This window comes from Arthrobacter sp. 01T419 (genome assembly GCF_056398865.1).
In genome coordinates, this window is the sequence record NZ_JBFTQF010000005.1 from 138,607 (window position 1) to 154,178 (window position 15,572).

At 63.8% G+C, this 15,572-nt stretch carries 16 protein-coding genes; 7 read left to right on the plus strand and 9 right to left on the minus strand.

Features of this window, described 5'->3' with window-relative positions:
• Positions 1–26: 26 nt before the first annotated feature.
• The 8 genes from AC1DLO_RS09705 to kynA form a co-directional block, all read right to left on the minus strand.
• Positions 27–692 (minus strand): alpha/beta hydrolase family protein, encoded by a 666-nt coding sequence (locus tag AC1DLO_RS09705; protein WP_476889978.1) that lies wholly within the window; start codon positions 690–692, stop codon positions 27–29.
• Positions 693–694: 2 nt separating this feature from the next.
• Positions 695–1,315, minus strand: a complete 621-nt coding sequence (locus tag AC1DLO_RS09710) for an L-threonylcarbamoyladenylate synthase (RefSeq protein ID WP_476889868.1) — start codon at positions 1,313–1,315, stop codon at positions 695–697.
• 27 nt (positions 1,316–1,342) lie between these two features.
• Positions 1,343–2,143: an ABC transporter permease gene (locus AC1DLO_RS09715; RefSeq protein ID WP_476889977.1), complete on the minus strand. Its 801-nt coding sequence runs from the start codon at positions 2,141–2,143 to the stop codon at positions 1,343–1,345.
• Positions 2,144–2,216: 73 nt separating this feature from the next.
• Positions 2,217–3,194, minus strand: a complete 978-nt coding sequence (locus AC1DLO_RS09720) for an ABC transporter ATP-binding protein (RefSeq protein WP_476889867.1) — start codon at positions 3,192–3,194, stop codon at positions 2,217–2,219.
• Complete coding sequence (locus AC1DLO_RS09725) at positions 3,191–4,279, minus strand: LolA family protein (protein ID WP_476889866.1); 1,089 nt, start codon at positions 4,277–4,279, stop codon at positions 3,191–3,193. The genes AC1DLO_RS09720 and AC1DLO_RS09725 overlap by 4 nt, the downstream gene beginning before the upstream one ends.
• 100 nt (positions 4,280–4,379) lie before the next feature.
• On the minus strand, positions 4,380–5,270 hold the full coding sequence (locus AC1DLO_RS09730) for a PaaX family transcriptional regulator (protein ID WP_476889865.1): 891 nt from the start codon (positions 5,268–5,270) through the stop codon (positions 4,380–4,382).
• Complete coding sequence (gene kynU, locus AC1DLO_RS09735; RefSeq protein ID WP_476889864.1) at positions 5,267–6,505, minus strand: kynureninase; 1,239 nt, start codon at positions 6,503–6,505, stop codon at positions 5,267–5,269. Before kynU ends, AC1DLO_RS09730 begins: the two co-directional genes overlap by 4 nt.
• A gap of 60 nt (positions 6,506–6,565) precedes the next feature.
• On the minus strand, positions 6,566–7,447 hold the full coding sequence (kynA, locus tag AC1DLO_RS09740; protein WP_476889863.1) for a tryptophan 2,3-dioxygenase: 882 nt from the start codon (positions 7,445–7,447) through the stop codon (positions 6,566–6,568).
• A gap of 131 nt (positions 7,448–7,578) precedes the next feature.
• Between kynA and AC1DLO_RS09745 the strand changes: the two genes are divergently transcribed.
• The 6 genes from AC1DLO_RS09745 to AC1DLO_RS09770 all read left to right on the plus strand — a co-directional run bounded on the left by AC1DLO_RS09745 (position 7,579) and on the right by AC1DLO_RS09770 (position 12,227).
• Positions 7,579–8,076, plus strand: coding sequence for an HAD domain-containing protein (locus AC1DLO_RS09745; protein ID WP_476889862.1), 498 nt, complete (start codon positions 7,579–7,581; stop codon positions 8,074–8,076).
• A 168-nt stretch (positions 8,077–8,244) separates the two neighbouring features.
• Entirely contained in the window at positions 8,245–9,459 is a 1,215-nt protein-coding gene (locus AC1DLO_RS09750) for an inorganic phosphate transporter (RefSeq protein ID WP_476889861.1), read from the plus strand.
• A complete protein-coding gene (locus AC1DLO_RS09755) occupies positions 9,456–9,677 on the plus strand; it encodes a hypothetical protein (protein WP_476889860.1) in 222 nt (73 codons plus the stop codon). Before AC1DLO_RS09750 ends, AC1DLO_RS09755 begins: the two co-directional genes overlap by 4 nt.
• 120 nt (positions 9,678–9,797) lie before the next feature.
• Positions 9,798–10,760 (plus strand): hypothetical protein, encoded by a 963-nt coding sequence (locus AC1DLO_RS09760; RefSeq protein WP_476889859.1) that lies wholly within the window; start codon positions 9,798–9,800, stop codon positions 10,758–10,760.
• Positions 10,757–11,662: a hypothetical protein gene (locus tag AC1DLO_RS09765; protein WP_476889858.1), complete on the plus strand. Its 906-nt coding sequence runs from the start codon at positions 10,757–10,759 to the stop codon at positions 11,660–11,662. Before AC1DLO_RS09760 ends, AC1DLO_RS09765 begins: the two co-directional genes overlap by 4 nt.
• A gap of 13 nt (positions 11,663–11,675) precedes the next feature.
• Entirely contained in the window at positions 11,676–12,227 is a 552-nt protein-coding gene (locus tag AC1DLO_RS09770) for a dihydrofolate reductase family protein (RefSeq protein WP_476889857.1), read from the plus strand.
• A gap of 42 nt (positions 12,228–12,269) precedes the next feature.
• On the opposite strand, the gene AC1DLO_RS09775 is transcribed toward AC1DLO_RS09770, so the two are convergent.
• Positions 12,270–12,737 carry a hotdog fold thioesterase gene (locus tag AC1DLO_RS09775; protein ID WP_476889856.1) on the minus strand — a complete coding sequence of 156 codons (468 nt, stop codon included), beginning with the start codon at positions 12,735–12,737 and terminating at the stop codon, positions 12,270–12,272.
• Between the two features lie 169 nt (positions 12,738–12,906).
• Here AC1DLO_RS09775 and polA point away from each other — a divergent pair, with 169 nt between their 5' ends.
• Positions 12,907–15,549 carry a DNA polymerase I gene (polA, locus tag AC1DLO_RS09780; protein ID WP_476889976.1) on the plus strand — a complete coding sequence of 881 codons (2,643 nt, stop codon included), beginning with the start codon at positions 12,907–12,909 and terminating at the stop codon, positions 15,547–15,549.
• The last annotated feature ends 23 nt before the right edge of the window (positions 15,550–15,572 follow it).

Consider the following 15,572-nt stretch of genomic DNA (forward strand, 5'->3'; position numbering starts at 1 on the left):
CGAAGGCTTGGCGACAGGCGGCCCGTTCAGCCATTCCCGCGAAGGAATGCCGACACCGGGCCCGCCAATGAGGCACCTACATCCGCCGCGCTCTTTTTGACTCCGACGCGATCGAAGGAATGGTCGCCGCCGTCCCACCACTCGATGGTAGCCGTCGGGCCAATCCGGGACACGACCCCTTCAAGCAGCTCGGGCGTCGCGAAGGTATCGCGGGTGCCCTGCAGGAAGAGCATCGGCAGGGTGAGCCCATAGAGGTGCTCGTCACGGAGCTTCTCCGGCTTCCCCGGCGGGTGTAGGGGGTAGCCGAGATAGACAAGTCCGGCCGCAGGCATGCCCTCAGCGACTGCCATCGATGCCATGCGACCACCGAAGGATTTGCCGGCTGCCCACAGTGGTTCGCCCTCTGAACGGGATGCTGCTACCTCCATGACGGCCCGCCACGCCGCGATCGCCGCAGGCGGCCGGTCGGGGAATCGCTTGCCGGCTTCCCGGTAGGGGAAGTTGAAGCGCAAAGTGGCGACGCCGTCGTCGTTCAATGCGCGCGCGAAGCCACTCAGGAAGGGATGCTCCATACCCGCTCCGGCGCCGTGGGCGAGCGCGAGCGTCGCGAACGGTTTGTCAGGTCGGGCGTAGATTCCGGAGATCGGTGCGCCATCGACGTCGATCGTGATGCGCGATTCGGCGACTGACATGCTCACTCGAAACGCGAGGGATCGCCGGTGCCACGCCGGACGACTTCCGCCGTTCCGCTGGAGAAGTCCACCACCGTTGTGGGCTCCGCTCCGGTGTCCCCCGAGTCGATCACGGCATCCACCAAATTGTCCAAGCGCTCCTTGATTTCCCAGCCCTGGGTCAAGGGCTCCTCCTCGTCGGGCAGCAACAAGGTGCTGGAGAGCAGCGGCTCACCCAGTTCGGCCAGCAAGGCCTGGACGAAGTTATGGTCTGGAATGCGCACGCCTACCGTCTTCTTCTTGGGGTGCAGGAGGCGGCGCGGCACTTCCTTGGTTGCGGGCAGGATGAACGTGTAGCTCCCTGGCGTAACGGCCTTGATGCTTCGGAACACATCGTTGTCGATCATGACGAACTGCCCGAGCTGCGCGAAGTCTTTGCAGACCAAGGTGAAATGGTGTTTGCCGTCGAGCTGCCGGATCGAGCGGATCCGATCAAGGGCTTCCCTGTTTCCAATTTGCGCGCCGAGTGCGTAGCAGGAATCAGTGGGGTAGGCGATCAGCCCGCCGGACTGGAGGATATTCACCACCTGGGCAATTGCGCGTGGTTGGGGGTCCTGCGGGTGAACATCGAAGAATCTTGCCATGGCACGAGCTTACGGGCAGGCCGTACTTCAGGACAGGACATCCTTGCTCATGAATTTGCCATACGCCAACGCCCCTGCCGCAACAATGTAACCCGCTTGCAGCAGGGCATTGTCTCCGAAGCTCGCCCATGAGATGGGCTGGCGCAGGAGATCCGCGAAGCCCAACCAGTAGTGGCTGAACAGCCACGGGTGCAGCCACTCCAGTTGCGGGAGGTTGTCTGCCACTTGTGACACGACGGACAGCACAATGGTTGCTGCCATGGCTCCGACAGGCACGTCCGTGAAGGTGGAAATCGCCAGCCCGATCGCGGACAGTCCTAGCAGCGAGACGGCAATGTAAGCGGCAATCAGTAAGGAACGCAGCACGGATTCGCCGACGCCGATAGTGTCGCCCGAGAGCAGCGTGACGGGCCCCACCGGGAAGAGTACGACGCCGGCCAGCGCACCGGCGGCAGCCACCGTCAGGGTCGCTGCCAAGCAGAACACGGCGGCGGCCGCGTATTTGATCAGCAAAAGGCGGACGCGCCCAGCGGGCGCGACGAGCAAGTACCTGAGCGTACCCAGGTTCGCTTCTCCGGCAATCGTGTCGCCGGCCACCACCCCGATGGTGAGGGGCAGGAACAAAGGTACGGAGACGATCAACGCTGTCACGCCAACGAACAGCCCGTTTTGGGTGATCCGGTCCAGGAAGGGTGGTCCCCGACCCGGAGCCACGGGATGCGAGCTTAGTTTGACCGCCGCTGCAATGAGGAGGGGGATGGCGGCGAGCGCCAGCAACATGGCCCACGTCCGCAGCCGCCTGAACAACACCGAGAGCTCAGAGGCCATGAGGGACCACGAGCTTGGCGGGGAGCCTGTCGGCAGGGCCTTGGGGGCTCCGGGCAGGGGTTCAGTCGCGTGTTCAGCCGGCAATGTCGAAACCCTCTCCGGTGAGGGAGACGAAGCGCTCCTCCAGGCTGGCGTTTTCCACGCCGAAGCCCCGCACCCTGACCCCGTCCGCGACGAGGGCCGCGACGATCGCCTCGGGAGCCACGTCGTGCCCCGGCGAACCGGTACTGACCAGGCTCTGGCCATCCGAGCCGGGCGAAGCAGGTGACAGTTCTGACTGCAAGCCCAGCCGGGACAGGACGCGGACCGCGGCCTCAACATCCGGCGTATGAAGCCGGATCGTTACCTTTCCGGCGGCGCGGAGTTCATGGAGGGTTCCTTGAGCCACGAGCTTGCCCACGCTCATGACGCCAACGTGGGTGCACATCTGCTCCACTTCGGCGAGGAGATGGCTGGAAACAAACACTGTGGTGCCCCCGGCCGCAAGCGAGCGCACGAGGCTGCGTACCTCCCTGGTGCCTTGTGGATCCAAGCCGTTGGTGGGTTCATCCAAGACGAGCAGTTCCCTCGGACGCAGGAGGGCATGTGCAATGCCCAAGCGCTGCTTCATCCCGAGGGAGTAGGCGCGGACCTTCTTGCCCGCCGCGTGGGACAACCCCACCCGCTCAAGGGCTTCGTCGACCCGTGCAGCCCGGGTCGACGGGGAGGCATGCAGGTCGGCGCTGTCCAGTCGCCGAAGGTTCGCGGCACCGGACAGGAAAGGGTAGAAAGCCGGCCCCTCCACCAAGGAGCCGACGTGAGGTAGGACGGCTGCCAGTTGGCGTGGCATTTCGCCGCCTAGAACCCGGATGTGGCCGTTCGTGGCGGCTGCCAAGCCAAGCAGCAACCGGATGGTGGTGGTCTTCCCGGAGCCGTTGGGGCCGAGGAAACCGAAAACTGAGCCGCGGGGAACTGCCAGGTCGATTCCGTCGACGGCGGCCCGGTGGCGGAAACGCTTACTGAGTCCCCGTGTTTCTATCGCCAGATCGGCTGGCGGGGATCCGTCCGTCATTGCGCGGCGGCTGCAGCTTGCAGCCGCTCAAGTGGCACCATTCCCGCGAAGACGCGGCCGTCGTCGAGCATCAAGACCGTCACCAGGCTGGTAGTCAGCGCGCGGCCGCCGGGCACTGCCTGGGTGAGCTGGGTCAACAACGGAATAGTCCGGACATCAGCGGGCACCGTGCCTGCAGGCAATCCGATCACTGCGTCCCAGCCAGTGCCAATGATCGTGGGCCGGCCAGTTTCCTTTTTCGCGGGGGATGTCGGGCCGGTCTTACCCGGCAGGGCACGCAGTTGCGGAGCTGCCTTCTGCTCCACAGCGGCACCGCGGGGTGGAGTGAAACTGAACAGACCGGCGTCGGGCGCGGACAGGTTCACGTCAGTGAAGGCGAGCGAAAAGGCCGCTGCGGCCTGGCCCCGTGCCTGCACATCGACGCCGAGCGGCAGCCCGGAGGCGGAATCGACGGCGATCGTCACGGAGTCGACGAGCGTTCCGGTACTGCGTGGCTTGATCACCAACTGGTAGGCCGTGCGGCCGGCCACCGTGGTTCCATCGCCCACCGTCACTTCCGTACTGGGCTCGACGGCGGCGAGGAAGTGTTGCGCGACGACGTCAGGTGTGGCCATTCCTGGGGTTGGTGTGGCGTGCGGGGCCGGGCTGCCCGTCGTGGGCGGCGTAGGCAGCGTCATATGCGCCGCGCTGTTGTCGGCCGAATTGTAGAGCCAGAGATCGCTGCCATTGCGGACAAGATCGCGCTCGGCGAGCAGGTCCATCACCTGGAACCTCGCTTTGGAGGGTCCGTCCAGGTAGACCCTGGCCGTGTGCGAACCGCTCAAGAGTTCGATCACGGAAGCCGGGCCCTGAGTGCTGGCAGGTCCGGTGGTGGGAAGCTGGGGGAGTCCCAGCTCGGAATTCTGTTGAAGCGTACCGGACAAAGCACGGACTTCGGAGCGCCCGATCATGGCGATGACTTCCGCGGCCGTCTTGTGCGGCAGGCTCGTCGCAGCTCCCGCCTGGTAAGAACCAGCCAGAGCTGCCGCAGCAACGGCTACCGGAACCATCGCGGCCGGCAACCAACGCAACCAGGTGCGAGTCATGGCAACCTCGCGAACCGTCCGCCATCGGGGAAGTTCATGTTTCCAGACTACTCCTGGTGCCCGGGGTGATCACGGGGTTCCAGCGCTCAGGCAGTCCCGGCTACGCTTCCAACGTCGCCTGGACGAATGCCGCGCTCGGCTTGGAATACGCGGTTCCTATGTGCTGAAACACAGCGATCCCTTCCAATCCGGGCCAATCCTCAGGCAGGAATTCGGCTGGCAGGCCTGGGTCCAGATACGGGATGATCCGCCAGCGGTCGATGCAGCGGACATAACTGGCGAAGGTTTCGGCCGAAGCCTCCGGAGAAGCCCCCATCGTCGGGCGAGTCCCATCGGAACCCGCAGCCAGGCTCGTGACCAAACTATTGCCGTCGGCCGCGGAACCATGGCGCCGGATGAAGTCGCGATGCAGTTCCGCCACTGCGTCCAGATCCCACCAAGCGGAGGCAGCATCGCGGAGGCTGCCGCCAACCAAGGGAGCATCCGTGACGAACACTGTGGCCATGCCCCGCACCTCAAGGTCCTCGAGGATCTCCTCCACTTCGTCGCGCAGGGAATCCGGGCAGATCCACAGCCCCGCTGCCACTGTGCCGCAGCCAATCCAGTGGAGCCTGCGCCGTAATTGGTGCCGCTTTTCGCGCTCGGTTTCCGGAATGGAAAAGGACACGAGGCACCAACGGTCCCCGGACGACATGAGCCGGGGGTGGTAGATCCGGCGGTCGCCGCGGGCAAGCATGGCCGCGGCGCCGTCGGTGATGGCGAAGCCGGGGACACCCTGACACAGCCGGGGGAGCACGATGTCCTTCTTTTTCAACCGGGACAAGGCCGTCCGGGTCACAGCTGCGGTGACTCCGAGGGCCTCCATGAGGGCGATGATGTGCCTGGTGGACATCCATCCGCCGGCGTCGCGCAAGTACAGGCCGATCACCGTGCGTAGCAGCGACGTGGTGCTCCCTGGCCGGGAGTCCATGTCGTCAAGGACAGCACTCACAAGAGCTCGGCGAGGGCGTCCCGGATGGCGATCATACCCAGCTCAACCTCGGCATAGCTGGTGCTCAGCGGCGAGAGGCCGATGCGTAGTCCGTGCGGCGGACGGAAGTCCGGGATGACTCCCCGCTCCCAGAGTTTCTGGGTGACCTCGCCGAAGAGGGGATGGTCCACGGTGATGTGCGAGCCACGCTCTGCGGTGTTGCGCGGGCTGACGATCTCAGCGCCGAGGGGGACCAGCATGTCCTCGGCCAAAGCAACTGCGTATTCGGTGAGCTTGATGGACTTCTCCCGCACGGCATCCATCCCGACGGACGCAATGAGCTCCACCATGTCTTTGAGCGGCTGCATCGCCAGTACCGGGGGAGTGCCGGTGATGAATCGGCGGATCCCCTTGGCGGGCGTGTAGCTTTCCGTCATGCCGAAGGGGTTGTCGGCGCCCATCCAGCCCCAAATAGGCTGCTGCAGGCGGTCCTGCTGCGCAGCATTGACATACGCGAACGCGGGGGAACCCGGCCCGCCATTGAGGTACTTGTACGTGCAACCGACTGCGAGGTCAACGCCCCAAGCATCCAGTTCGAGGGGCACTGAGCCTACTGAGTGGCACAGGTCCCAGAGCATGAGCGCACCGGCGTCCTTCACCAACGTGGTGATCGCCTCCGCATCTGCAAGGAAGCCGGAACGGTACGCTACATGGCTGAGGACGACGACGGCGGTCCGCTCGCTGAGCAGCCCTTCAAGGTCCGTGGTCCGGACGCCGCTGGCCGGGTTGGCGGCGACCCACTTGATGGTGGCGCCCTTTTCCGCCGCGATGCCTTCGATGATGAAACGGTCGGTGGGGAAGTTGTCGCGGTCAACCACGATCTCGTCGCGGCCCGGCTGTGCATCCACTGCGGCCCGGATGAGCTTGTAGAGCATGACGGAGGTGGAATCTCCGACCGTGACCTGGCCGGCGGCCGCGCCCAGCGTGACGGCGCCGATCCGGTCGCCGACCCTCGTGGGCTCGTCCATCCACTGTTCGTCCCAGCCCCGGATGAGGCGGCTGCCCCACGCGTCCTGGACGAATGAAGCCAGCTTCGCCGAGGTGGCCTTGAGCGGGCGGCCGAGCGAGTTGCCGTCGAGATAGGCGGCGAGCTGCCCATCCTGGGGGGCGAAGAAAGCCTCGCGCTGCTCTGCGAGGGGATCTGCGGCGTCGAGTTCGGCCGACGTCGGCCGTTGCGTTTGCTGCACGCTATTCATGTCTCTCCTGAAGAAAACTGATGGGGTTGCTGGAAGTGCCGGTTTGCGTTGAATTGCTGTTCAGTTGCCGATCTCGGTGCGGACGGCGTAAAGCTCCGGGAAGAATGTCAGGTCAAGTGCGCGCTTGAGGAAATCGACGCCGGAGGAGCCTCCCGTGCCCACCTTGAATCCGATGGTCCGTTGCACCGTGCGCAAATGGCGGAAACGCCAGGCATGGAAATTGTCTTCGATGTCTACGAGGTCTTCGCATGCCTCATAGAAGCCCCACGGGGTGGCTTCCGATTCGTAGATCTCCTGGAAGACGGGGACAAGGTCCTTGTGGAACGTCCACGGTTCGCTAGTGTCGCGCTCCAGGATGTCGGCGGGAACCGCATAGCCGGCCCGCGCCAGTACCGCGAGGAAGGCATCGTAGAGCGTCGGCTCCTCGAGGAGAGTGCTGAGCTGGCTGTGCGCGGCGGGATCACTTTCGAAGACCCGGAGCATGTCGCGGTTCTTGTTGCCCAGCAGGAACTCGACGCCGCGGTACTGGTGGGACTGGAAACCCGAGGAACTGCCCAGGAATCGCCGGAATTCTGAGTACTCACGAGGAGTGAGTGTGCCCAGGACAGACCACTGCTCAGTCATGGTCCGCTGGATCGCTTTGACCCGTGCGATGCATTTGAGGGCCTTGGCGAGGTTGTCCGCATCAAGGAGCCGGCGGGCTTCAAGGAGTTCATGGAGGATGAGCTTGAGCCACAGTTCACTGGTTTGATGCTGGATGATGAACAACATTTCGTCATGGTGTTCCGGGGTACTCAATGGGTGCTGGGCTGTCAGCAGGCGGTCAAGGTCCAGGTACCCGCCGTAGGACATGGCTTGGCTGAAATCGGTGCGGACCGAATCTTCGAGGTGCCTGATGCTTTGGGCGGAGTGGCCGGCGGAGTGGCCGATGCGGTTTTCCATGCCTTGAGCGTATCAGTTTTGTGACGGACGTCAAGATAGTGAATTGCCTTGAGTGTTCCTTGATTCGGACCGCCGGGTCGCCGCTCCTTTGGCCTACGCTGGGCTTATCGCCAAGTCCGGGAGGGGGCTGTGTGAGCATTGTTACGCTGTATCTTGACGTCGATGGTGTCGTGAACCCCTTTGGTCCCTTGGGCTTCACCGATTGGGGTACTGAATGGAAAATCGCCGACGCCGGAATACTGGACGTCATTTACGCCGCCGAGTTGGTTGACGAGCTCAATGAGCTGGCCGCACATCCCGCAGCGAGATTTGTCTGGCTGACCACGTGGCAACGGCTCGCCCCGGAGTTCCTGTGTCCGGCAATCGGGCTCCACGGTGAACATTGGCCCGTCTTGACCAGTGACGGTTGGGACGAGACTGCGGATTGGTGGAAGCTGGACGTTTTGCAAAAGGACGTCCAAGAGTCCGGAGCCGAACGCTTCGTGTGGATGGATGATCAGTTGGCCCAAGAGGCCTCAGCCCGCTCTTGGGCGGAATTCCTTGGTGACCGGGTGCTTTGGATCTCACCGGACCCGCGGCGCGGCTTGTCACGGAGCGACATCGCGGCTGTCCGGCAATTTCTCGGCTGAATCGATGTTTGGCCATGCTGGCAATGGCACGTACGATTCTTAAGGTTTCACGCCCGCCATAGTTAATTCCGCCAGCACAGTCAGATGAACAGTTATTGAACTGTGCTGTGCAAGGCAGGCCCGGGGAAGTGGAACTGCGCATCGTCGACTCTGCAGATTGGGCACCAGGTGGAAATCACCTTCATGGTCGCGCTTGTCATAGCGCTGGCCTTATTTTTTGACTTCACCAACGGGTTCCACGACACTGCGAACGCAATGGCCACCCCGATTGCTACCGGCGCTATCAAGCCCAAGACGGCTGTTGCCCTGGCCGCGATCCTCAACCTCGTGGGAGCGTTCCTGTCGACCGAAGTGGCGAAGACCATTTCTGGAGGCCTTATTCGCGAAGGCACGGACGGGATCCACATCACGCCGGAGATCATCTTCGCCGGGCTGATGGGGGCCGTCCTGTGGAACATGTTCACTTGGCTCAAGGGGCTGCCGTCCAGTTCTTCGCACGCGCTTTTTGGCGGCCTCATCGGTGCGGCGATCGTCGGCATCGGATTCCACGCCGTCAACTTCGATACCGTGCTGCAAAAGGTGATTCTTCCGGCCATCTTCTCACCGCTGCTCGCCGGCGCCGTGGCCTATCTTTGCACCAGGCTCGCCTACGCCCTGACATCCCGGCACGACCCCGAAACCGGTGACAAGCTGACCCAGAAGCGCGGCGGATTCCGTACGGGCCAGATCTTCACCTCCAGCCTCGTCGCGCTGGCCCACGGCACCAACGACGCGCAAAAGACCATGGGCATTATCACCCTCGTCCTGATCGCCGCTGGAACGCAGCCGGCGGGCAGCGGCCCGCAGCTCTGGGTCATCGGGGCCTGCGCACTTGCCATCGCCATCGGCACCTATGCCGGCGGCTGGCGCATCATACGGACCATGGGTTCCGGGCTGACCGAGGTCAAGCCTGCCCAGGGCTTCTCCGCCGAGGCCAGCACAGCCTCGGCCATCCTCGCTTCCTCGCACCTCGGCTTCGCGCTGTCCACCACCCAGGTTGCCTCCGGCTCGGTCATCGGCTCGGGACTGGGACGTAAGGGCACCACTGTGCGTTGGGGCACGGTGGGGCGCATCGCCACCGGATGGCTCTTCACCCTCCCGGCCGCTGCCATCGTTGGCGCCCTGACTGCGTTCCTCATTGGCACCGGCACTGTCGGCGTGGTCATCGCGGCAGTCGTGGGCACCGCCGTCGTCGTCTACATGTTCATTTACTCGAGGAAGTCGCACGTGGGCCACCACAACGCCGTCGAAGTCGAGGAAGCTGGCACCGCTGTCCGCTTCCGCAAGAAGAACTCCAGAAAACAGAGTCCAAGCAAGAGCATGAGTAAGGACATCCAGGCATGAAGTGGTTGGATCTTGTGCAGGTGGCCGGGGCAACCCTCGTGGCGGCCGTGCTCTTGGTAGTGCTGTATTCGCTCGGCGTTCGCCTCACGGCCATCGCGGGCGACGCCCGGCAGAAGTCACCGGCAATGGTCCGGTCCCTTGCCTATCTGTGTTTCGCGGCATGCGGCATCGCCGTGCTTTTCGGGATCTATTTGATCGTCCCGTACTTCAGCAAATAGCGTCACCCGCCGGCTCTGGCAGTCAACTCCATTCGGGAGAATAATCGGCTGTGTAGCTGCGTAAGCTGATTGGTCCGTTGGCAGGGGCCGATACGCCGTCTTCGGCGGGTGGGGGCTGAAATGAACTACGGGACCCGGAACCGAATCCTCGGACTCCTGCTCCTTCCTGCTATTTTTGCCATGGGCGGTTGCGCCGGTCCTTCACAGGATTCGGCCCCCGCGCAAGGCTCCGCCGCTTCCGGGGGATCCGGCGCCCCCGTGTCCGCCTCCTCTGCGTCGACCGCCGTCGTCGAACCCACCCTTGTGCCGGGAGGTCCTGCGGGTCCGGACGTTCCGCCGCCAGCGGCGGCTCCTGTGGTGCGGTGGGTTCCGATTGGTCCGATCGGTCCAAATGATCCCCAGGAAGGGCGGATGTATCTCTACGCCCAGGGGAAAGACTGCGACAAGCTGCGCGACGGCGTCGACGGCACCACCTTCAAGGACGTGTGGCGGGCTGCTGCCGCCGTCTGTGATGCGCTGCGCGTCAACACGGGCCAGTCGTGGCAAGCCGCGGCAACGGCCACTGCGGCAGTGCCGGAAGTTCCCGCAAACCGATGCCTCGAGTTGGCCATCGTCGCTGTAATGCGGCGCGTGGTGGACTACCACGCGAGCAACCCCGCCTCGGCAGTTCCCCTTCAGCCAGGAGTCGGGGAATCGTGCCCCCGCCATCTGAGCGGCCTCACGGTGGTGGACGAAAACCTCAATCCTGTTCCCGGCCTGCAACGTCCGGGCGGACCCCGCACGGGTGGGACCTGGGTGCGCCTGGATGGTTACTACGTCCGGGTGAGCTCGTTAAAGATCGACGGCATCGATTCCGGAGTCGAGACCCGAAGCGCCGGCGACTACTCGCCGGTCTATTTCAAGACGCCGGCGGCCACAGCCAACAATTCCTTCACAGTCACCATCTCTGACACTCTGGACGTGGTCGGCGCGGCCCAGTTCTTCTACGACGACTCAGGTGGAGCGTCGGGCAGCCCTACCGCGGGGCCCTCGTCGACAGCCGGACCATCTCAAGCATCGCCAAGCGGCGCGGCCTCGCCGTGAGCGAAGAATCCGCCAATCAGGAATCCAACAACCAGGAAATGGTCCTGGTCGAGTCCCGCTGGCAGCGCACGCTGGACGTGCTCTCGGTGATCGGCCCGCCGTTGACCGTAGCCACGGCATTGCTGGTCTATTTCGGTTGGGCGCGCACGGATGCGCAGGCAAAATCCATGGGGCTGGACGTGAGCCTCTTTGGCTACACCGTCCAGGACTTCATCTTGCGCAGCATCCAGTCCCTGTTCCGCCCTCTTGCCTGGTTGGCCCTTATCGGACTCCTATGGCTCATGGCGGACCGCGGCGTGGACAAACTGTTGGCAGACCGGCGCCTCCGGCCCGCCATTCGAAGGACAGCGACGGCACTGCTGGTGCTCGGCTTCCTTTTCGCCGCCGTCATGTGGGTCTTGACGATTTCGCAGCCGGAGCGGATCCTCCTCTATGTGCCGTACATGATCGCAGGCGGGCTGTTGCTGGGAGCCTGGGGCATGAGCCTGCGCCGCCGGGCTGCTGCGGGCCCGGGGCGCAGCCTCACCGTGACACCCCGCGCATTGGAACGTTCTTTCATCTTTGTGCTTGTCACGCTCCTGTTGTTCTGGGGCACGTCGGACTATGCCCAGGCACTAGGGCGCGGCGCCGCCGTCGAATATCAGGAACGCTCCCAACTCTTGCCGACCGCCGTCGTTTACAGCAAGGAACGGCTGGCGGTTACCGCCCCCAATGTCCACGAAGAAACCGCCGGGACGGCGGCCGCGCCGTTGTACCGGTACACGGGGCTCCGGCTGCTTGTGGTGAGCGGCGGACGGATCTTCCTGCTCAACGACGGCTGGACGCTGAAGGAAGGCCGCGTGGTGGTGTTGCGCGATGATTCGAGCGTGCGCGTGGAGTATGGGAACCCATCGGCCGAATGAGTAGGGTAAGGCCATGTCGGATTTCCAGTATTACGTGGCGTCCTCGCTTGACGGATATATCGCCACGAACGAAGACGATCTCGGCTGGTTGCTCCAGTTCGAAGAGGCCGAGGGCGTCACCGAGAGCTACGAAGACTTCATGGCCGGCATCGGCTGCATTGTGATGGGCGGCCAGACCTATCGCTGGCTCATGGAACACGAACCGGGCAAATGGCCCTATCCGGGTGTTCCATGCTGGATCTTCACCCACCGCGAATACGCCGCGCCACCGGGTGCGGACGTCACGTTCGTGCGTGGGGAAGTCCAGGAGTTCGCACCGGACCTGCTTGCCGACGCCGGCGACAAGAACGTGTGGCTGGTCGGCGGTGGAAACCTGGTTGCCCAATTCGCCAAGGAGGGATTGCTGGACGAGATGATTGTCACGCTTATCCCGGTCGCTTTGGGCTCCGGTAAGCGGCTGCTTCCCGTGGAGAGCACGACGGCGCCGCTTGAGCTGGTCTCGTCCCGCACCCTGGGTGGAGCGGCGGTGGAGCTGCGCTACCGGTTCCCAGCGCGTGCGCGGTGACCCTGGGCTGCTAACGGGCGTGCTGCCCCGGGCGGCGTTGAGTCAGTGGTGCCTGTTCTCCCGGATCATGTTGGTGATCCGGGCCGTTGACAGCCGTCGTCCGTGTTCATCGGTCATGACAATTTCGTGAGTGGCGAGCGTACCGCCCAGGTGGATCGCGGTGCATGTGCCCGTGACCAGGCCACTTGCTACGGAGCGGTGATGGGTGGCGCCCACCTCGATTCCCACCACGTGGCGTCCGGCTCCCGCATGCAGGGCTGCCGAGAAGGAGCCCAAGGTCTCGGCGAGAACCACATGGGCTCCGCCGTGGAGGATCCCCGCCACTTGCGTGTTCCCTTCCACCGGCATGGTGGCGACGGTACGTTCAGGGCTCATTTCAAGAAATTTGATGCCCATCTTCGTCACGAGCGATCCCACGCCGTAGCGGGAGAGCCAACCGTGCAACTCCTGTGGAACGCCGGCTGCATTGAGTTCGTCGGTGAACGGGCCCGGCGTGAAATTGTCCATCATGGCAACTAGGCTGGCACCTGTGAGCGAAACAACCAAACCGGACTCAGTTCCCACCGACACCCCAGCGACTACGGCTACAGTCACCGCAACGGCGCCAGATCCTGCAGCAACCACTACCGGCACGGTGGCAGGTGGCAAGCCGAGGCTCCTGGTCCTCGATGGTCACTCGATGGCATTCCGGGCGTTCTATGCTCTTCCGGCAGAGAACTTCGCCACCTCCTCGGGCCAGCACACCAACGCCGTGCATGGCTTCACCTCGATGTTGATCAACCTCATCAAGGATCAGAAGCCCACCCACGTCGCCGTGGCCTTCGATGTCTCGGACGACACGACCTTCCGCAAGGCGGAGTACAGCGAATACAAGGCTGGCCGCAACGAGACGCCGTCGGAATTCCGCGGGCAGATCGATCTCATCGATCAAGTCATGGAAGCGTGGGGCATCAAGACTATCAAGATGCCCGGCTACGAGGCTGACGACATCCTCGCCACACTCGCGGCACGGGGCGAGGCCGCAGGCTACGAAGTCCTCCTGGTCTCAGGGGACCGTGACGCTTTCCAGCTCATCACGGACAACGTGTTCGTCCTGTACCCGAAACAGGGTGTTTCCAATATTCCTCGCATGGACGCGGCAGCCATCGAAGAAAAGTACTTCGTTCCCCCGTCCCGCTACTCCGATCTCGCCGCGCTGGTAGGGGAGTCCGCCGACAACCTAGCGGGCGTTCCCGGTGTCGGCCCCAAGACCGCAGCCAAGTGGATCAACCTCTACGGCGGCCTGGAAGGGATCCTGGAGAACCTGGATTCCATCGGCGGCAAAGTCGGCGGAGCCCTCCGGGAAAACATCGACGCCGTCAAGCGGAATCGCCGCCTCAACCAGCTCCTAAGCGACCTTGAGCTCCCTGTGACGCTCGCGGAACTTGAGGAACCGCGTCCAAATCGCCAGGAGATCGATACACTCTTCGACGCCCTCGAGTTCAGGACCCTCCGCCCGCGGCTGTTCGCACTCTATGGCGACGACACGGTCGGGGCAGCCCCGGAGACCATCGACGCCCCTGCCTACAAAGTTCTGGAAGACGCCGCCGCGCTGGAGGAGTTCTTCGCCGCCGGTGCGGGGAGCCGCGCCGCCGTCGCGGTGCAACTGGTCTCGGGCCGGATTGGCGACGACGCTGATGCCCTCGCGATCGTGCGCGCCAACGACGCCGCTTACATCGAGCTTTCGTCGCTGGATGCCGCGGCCGAGACAGTTCTGGCCAAGTGGCTTCGCGACCCCGAAGAGGCCAAGATCATGCACGAGTTCAAGGACGCGCTGAAGGCCTTGCACAACCGCGGACTGGGCTTGGAAGGCGTGGTGGATGACACCTCCATTTCCGGTTACCTGATTCAGCCGGACCGTCGCAGCTACGAGCTCGCCGAGCTCGCCCAGCACCATTTGAGGATTACCGTCACCACGGCCGCAACACAAAGCGGCCAGCTGGAACTCGAACTGGGTGACGGACCGGACGGCGCCGCGGCTACCGCGCTCGTCCAGCAGGCCGCCGTCGTACGCGCGCTGAGCAAGCACTTCGAAAGCGAGCTCGCCGAGCGCAAAGCTGAAGCACTCCTGACCACGCTCGAACTGCCGGTCGCCCGGGTTCTGGCCCAGATGGAACTCTCGGGCATATCGATCTCGATGGACCGCCTGAATGAACAGCTCGCGGACCTCGCCAAGGTGATCGACAATGCCCAGGATCAGGCGTTTGCCGCGATCGGCCACGAAGTCAATCTTGGCTCGCCGAAGCAGCTGCAAACGGTCCTCTTCGAAGAGCTTGGTCTGCCCAAAACCAAGAAGATCAAGTCGGGCTACACAACGGACGCCGCCTCGCTGAAGGCCCTCCTGGAGAAGACCGGCCACGAGTTCCTGGTGCAGCTCATGGCCCACCGGGAATCCTCCAAACTGGCCCAGATGCTGGAGACCCTCAAGAAATCGGTGGCGGAGGACGGTCGCATCCACACCACGTACGCGCAGAACGTCGCCGCCACGGGGCGTATTTCCTCGAACAATCCCAATCTGCAGAACATCCCGGTGCGCAGTGAGGAAGGCAGGCGCGTCCGCGGAATCTTCGTCGTCAGCGAAGGCTACGAGTGCCTGTTGTCGGCCGACTATTCACAGATCGAAATGCGCATCATGGCGCACCTCTCGGGCGATGAGGGGCTCATCCAGGCCTACAAGGACGGTGAGGACCTGCACCGCTATGTGGGCTCGCACATCTTCAACGTCGCACCCGAAAACGTCACCAGTGCCATGCGCTCCAAGGTCAAGGCCATGTCCTACGGGCTGGCCTATGGGTTGACCTCGTTCGGCCTGTCCAAGCAACTGGAAATCTCCGTGGACGAAGCCCGGACCCTCATGAAGGACTACTTCGACCGCTTCGGCGCCGTGCGCGACTACCTGCGTGGCGTAGTGGAACAGGCCAGGATCGATGGCTACACCGCCACGATCGAAGGGCGCCGCCGCTATCTTCCGGACCTGACGAGCACGGACCGCCAGCACCGGGAGATCGCCGAACGCATTGCACTGAACTCCCCAATCCAAGGTTCGGCCGCGGACCTCATGAAGCGGGCCATGCTCGGCGTTTCCGCCGAGTTGACCAGCCAGGGGCTGAAGTCCCGGATGCTGCTGCAGGTCCATGACGAACTCGTGCTAGAGGTAGCACACGGCGAACGCGAAGCGGTCGAAAAGCTCGTGACCGAACAAATGGGGACGGCAGCCCAGCTCTCGGTGCCGCTGGACGTGCAGCTCGGCGTCGGCTCCAGTTGGTACGACGCCGGACACTAGCAGCAGGCTCGCCGGCCTGGGTG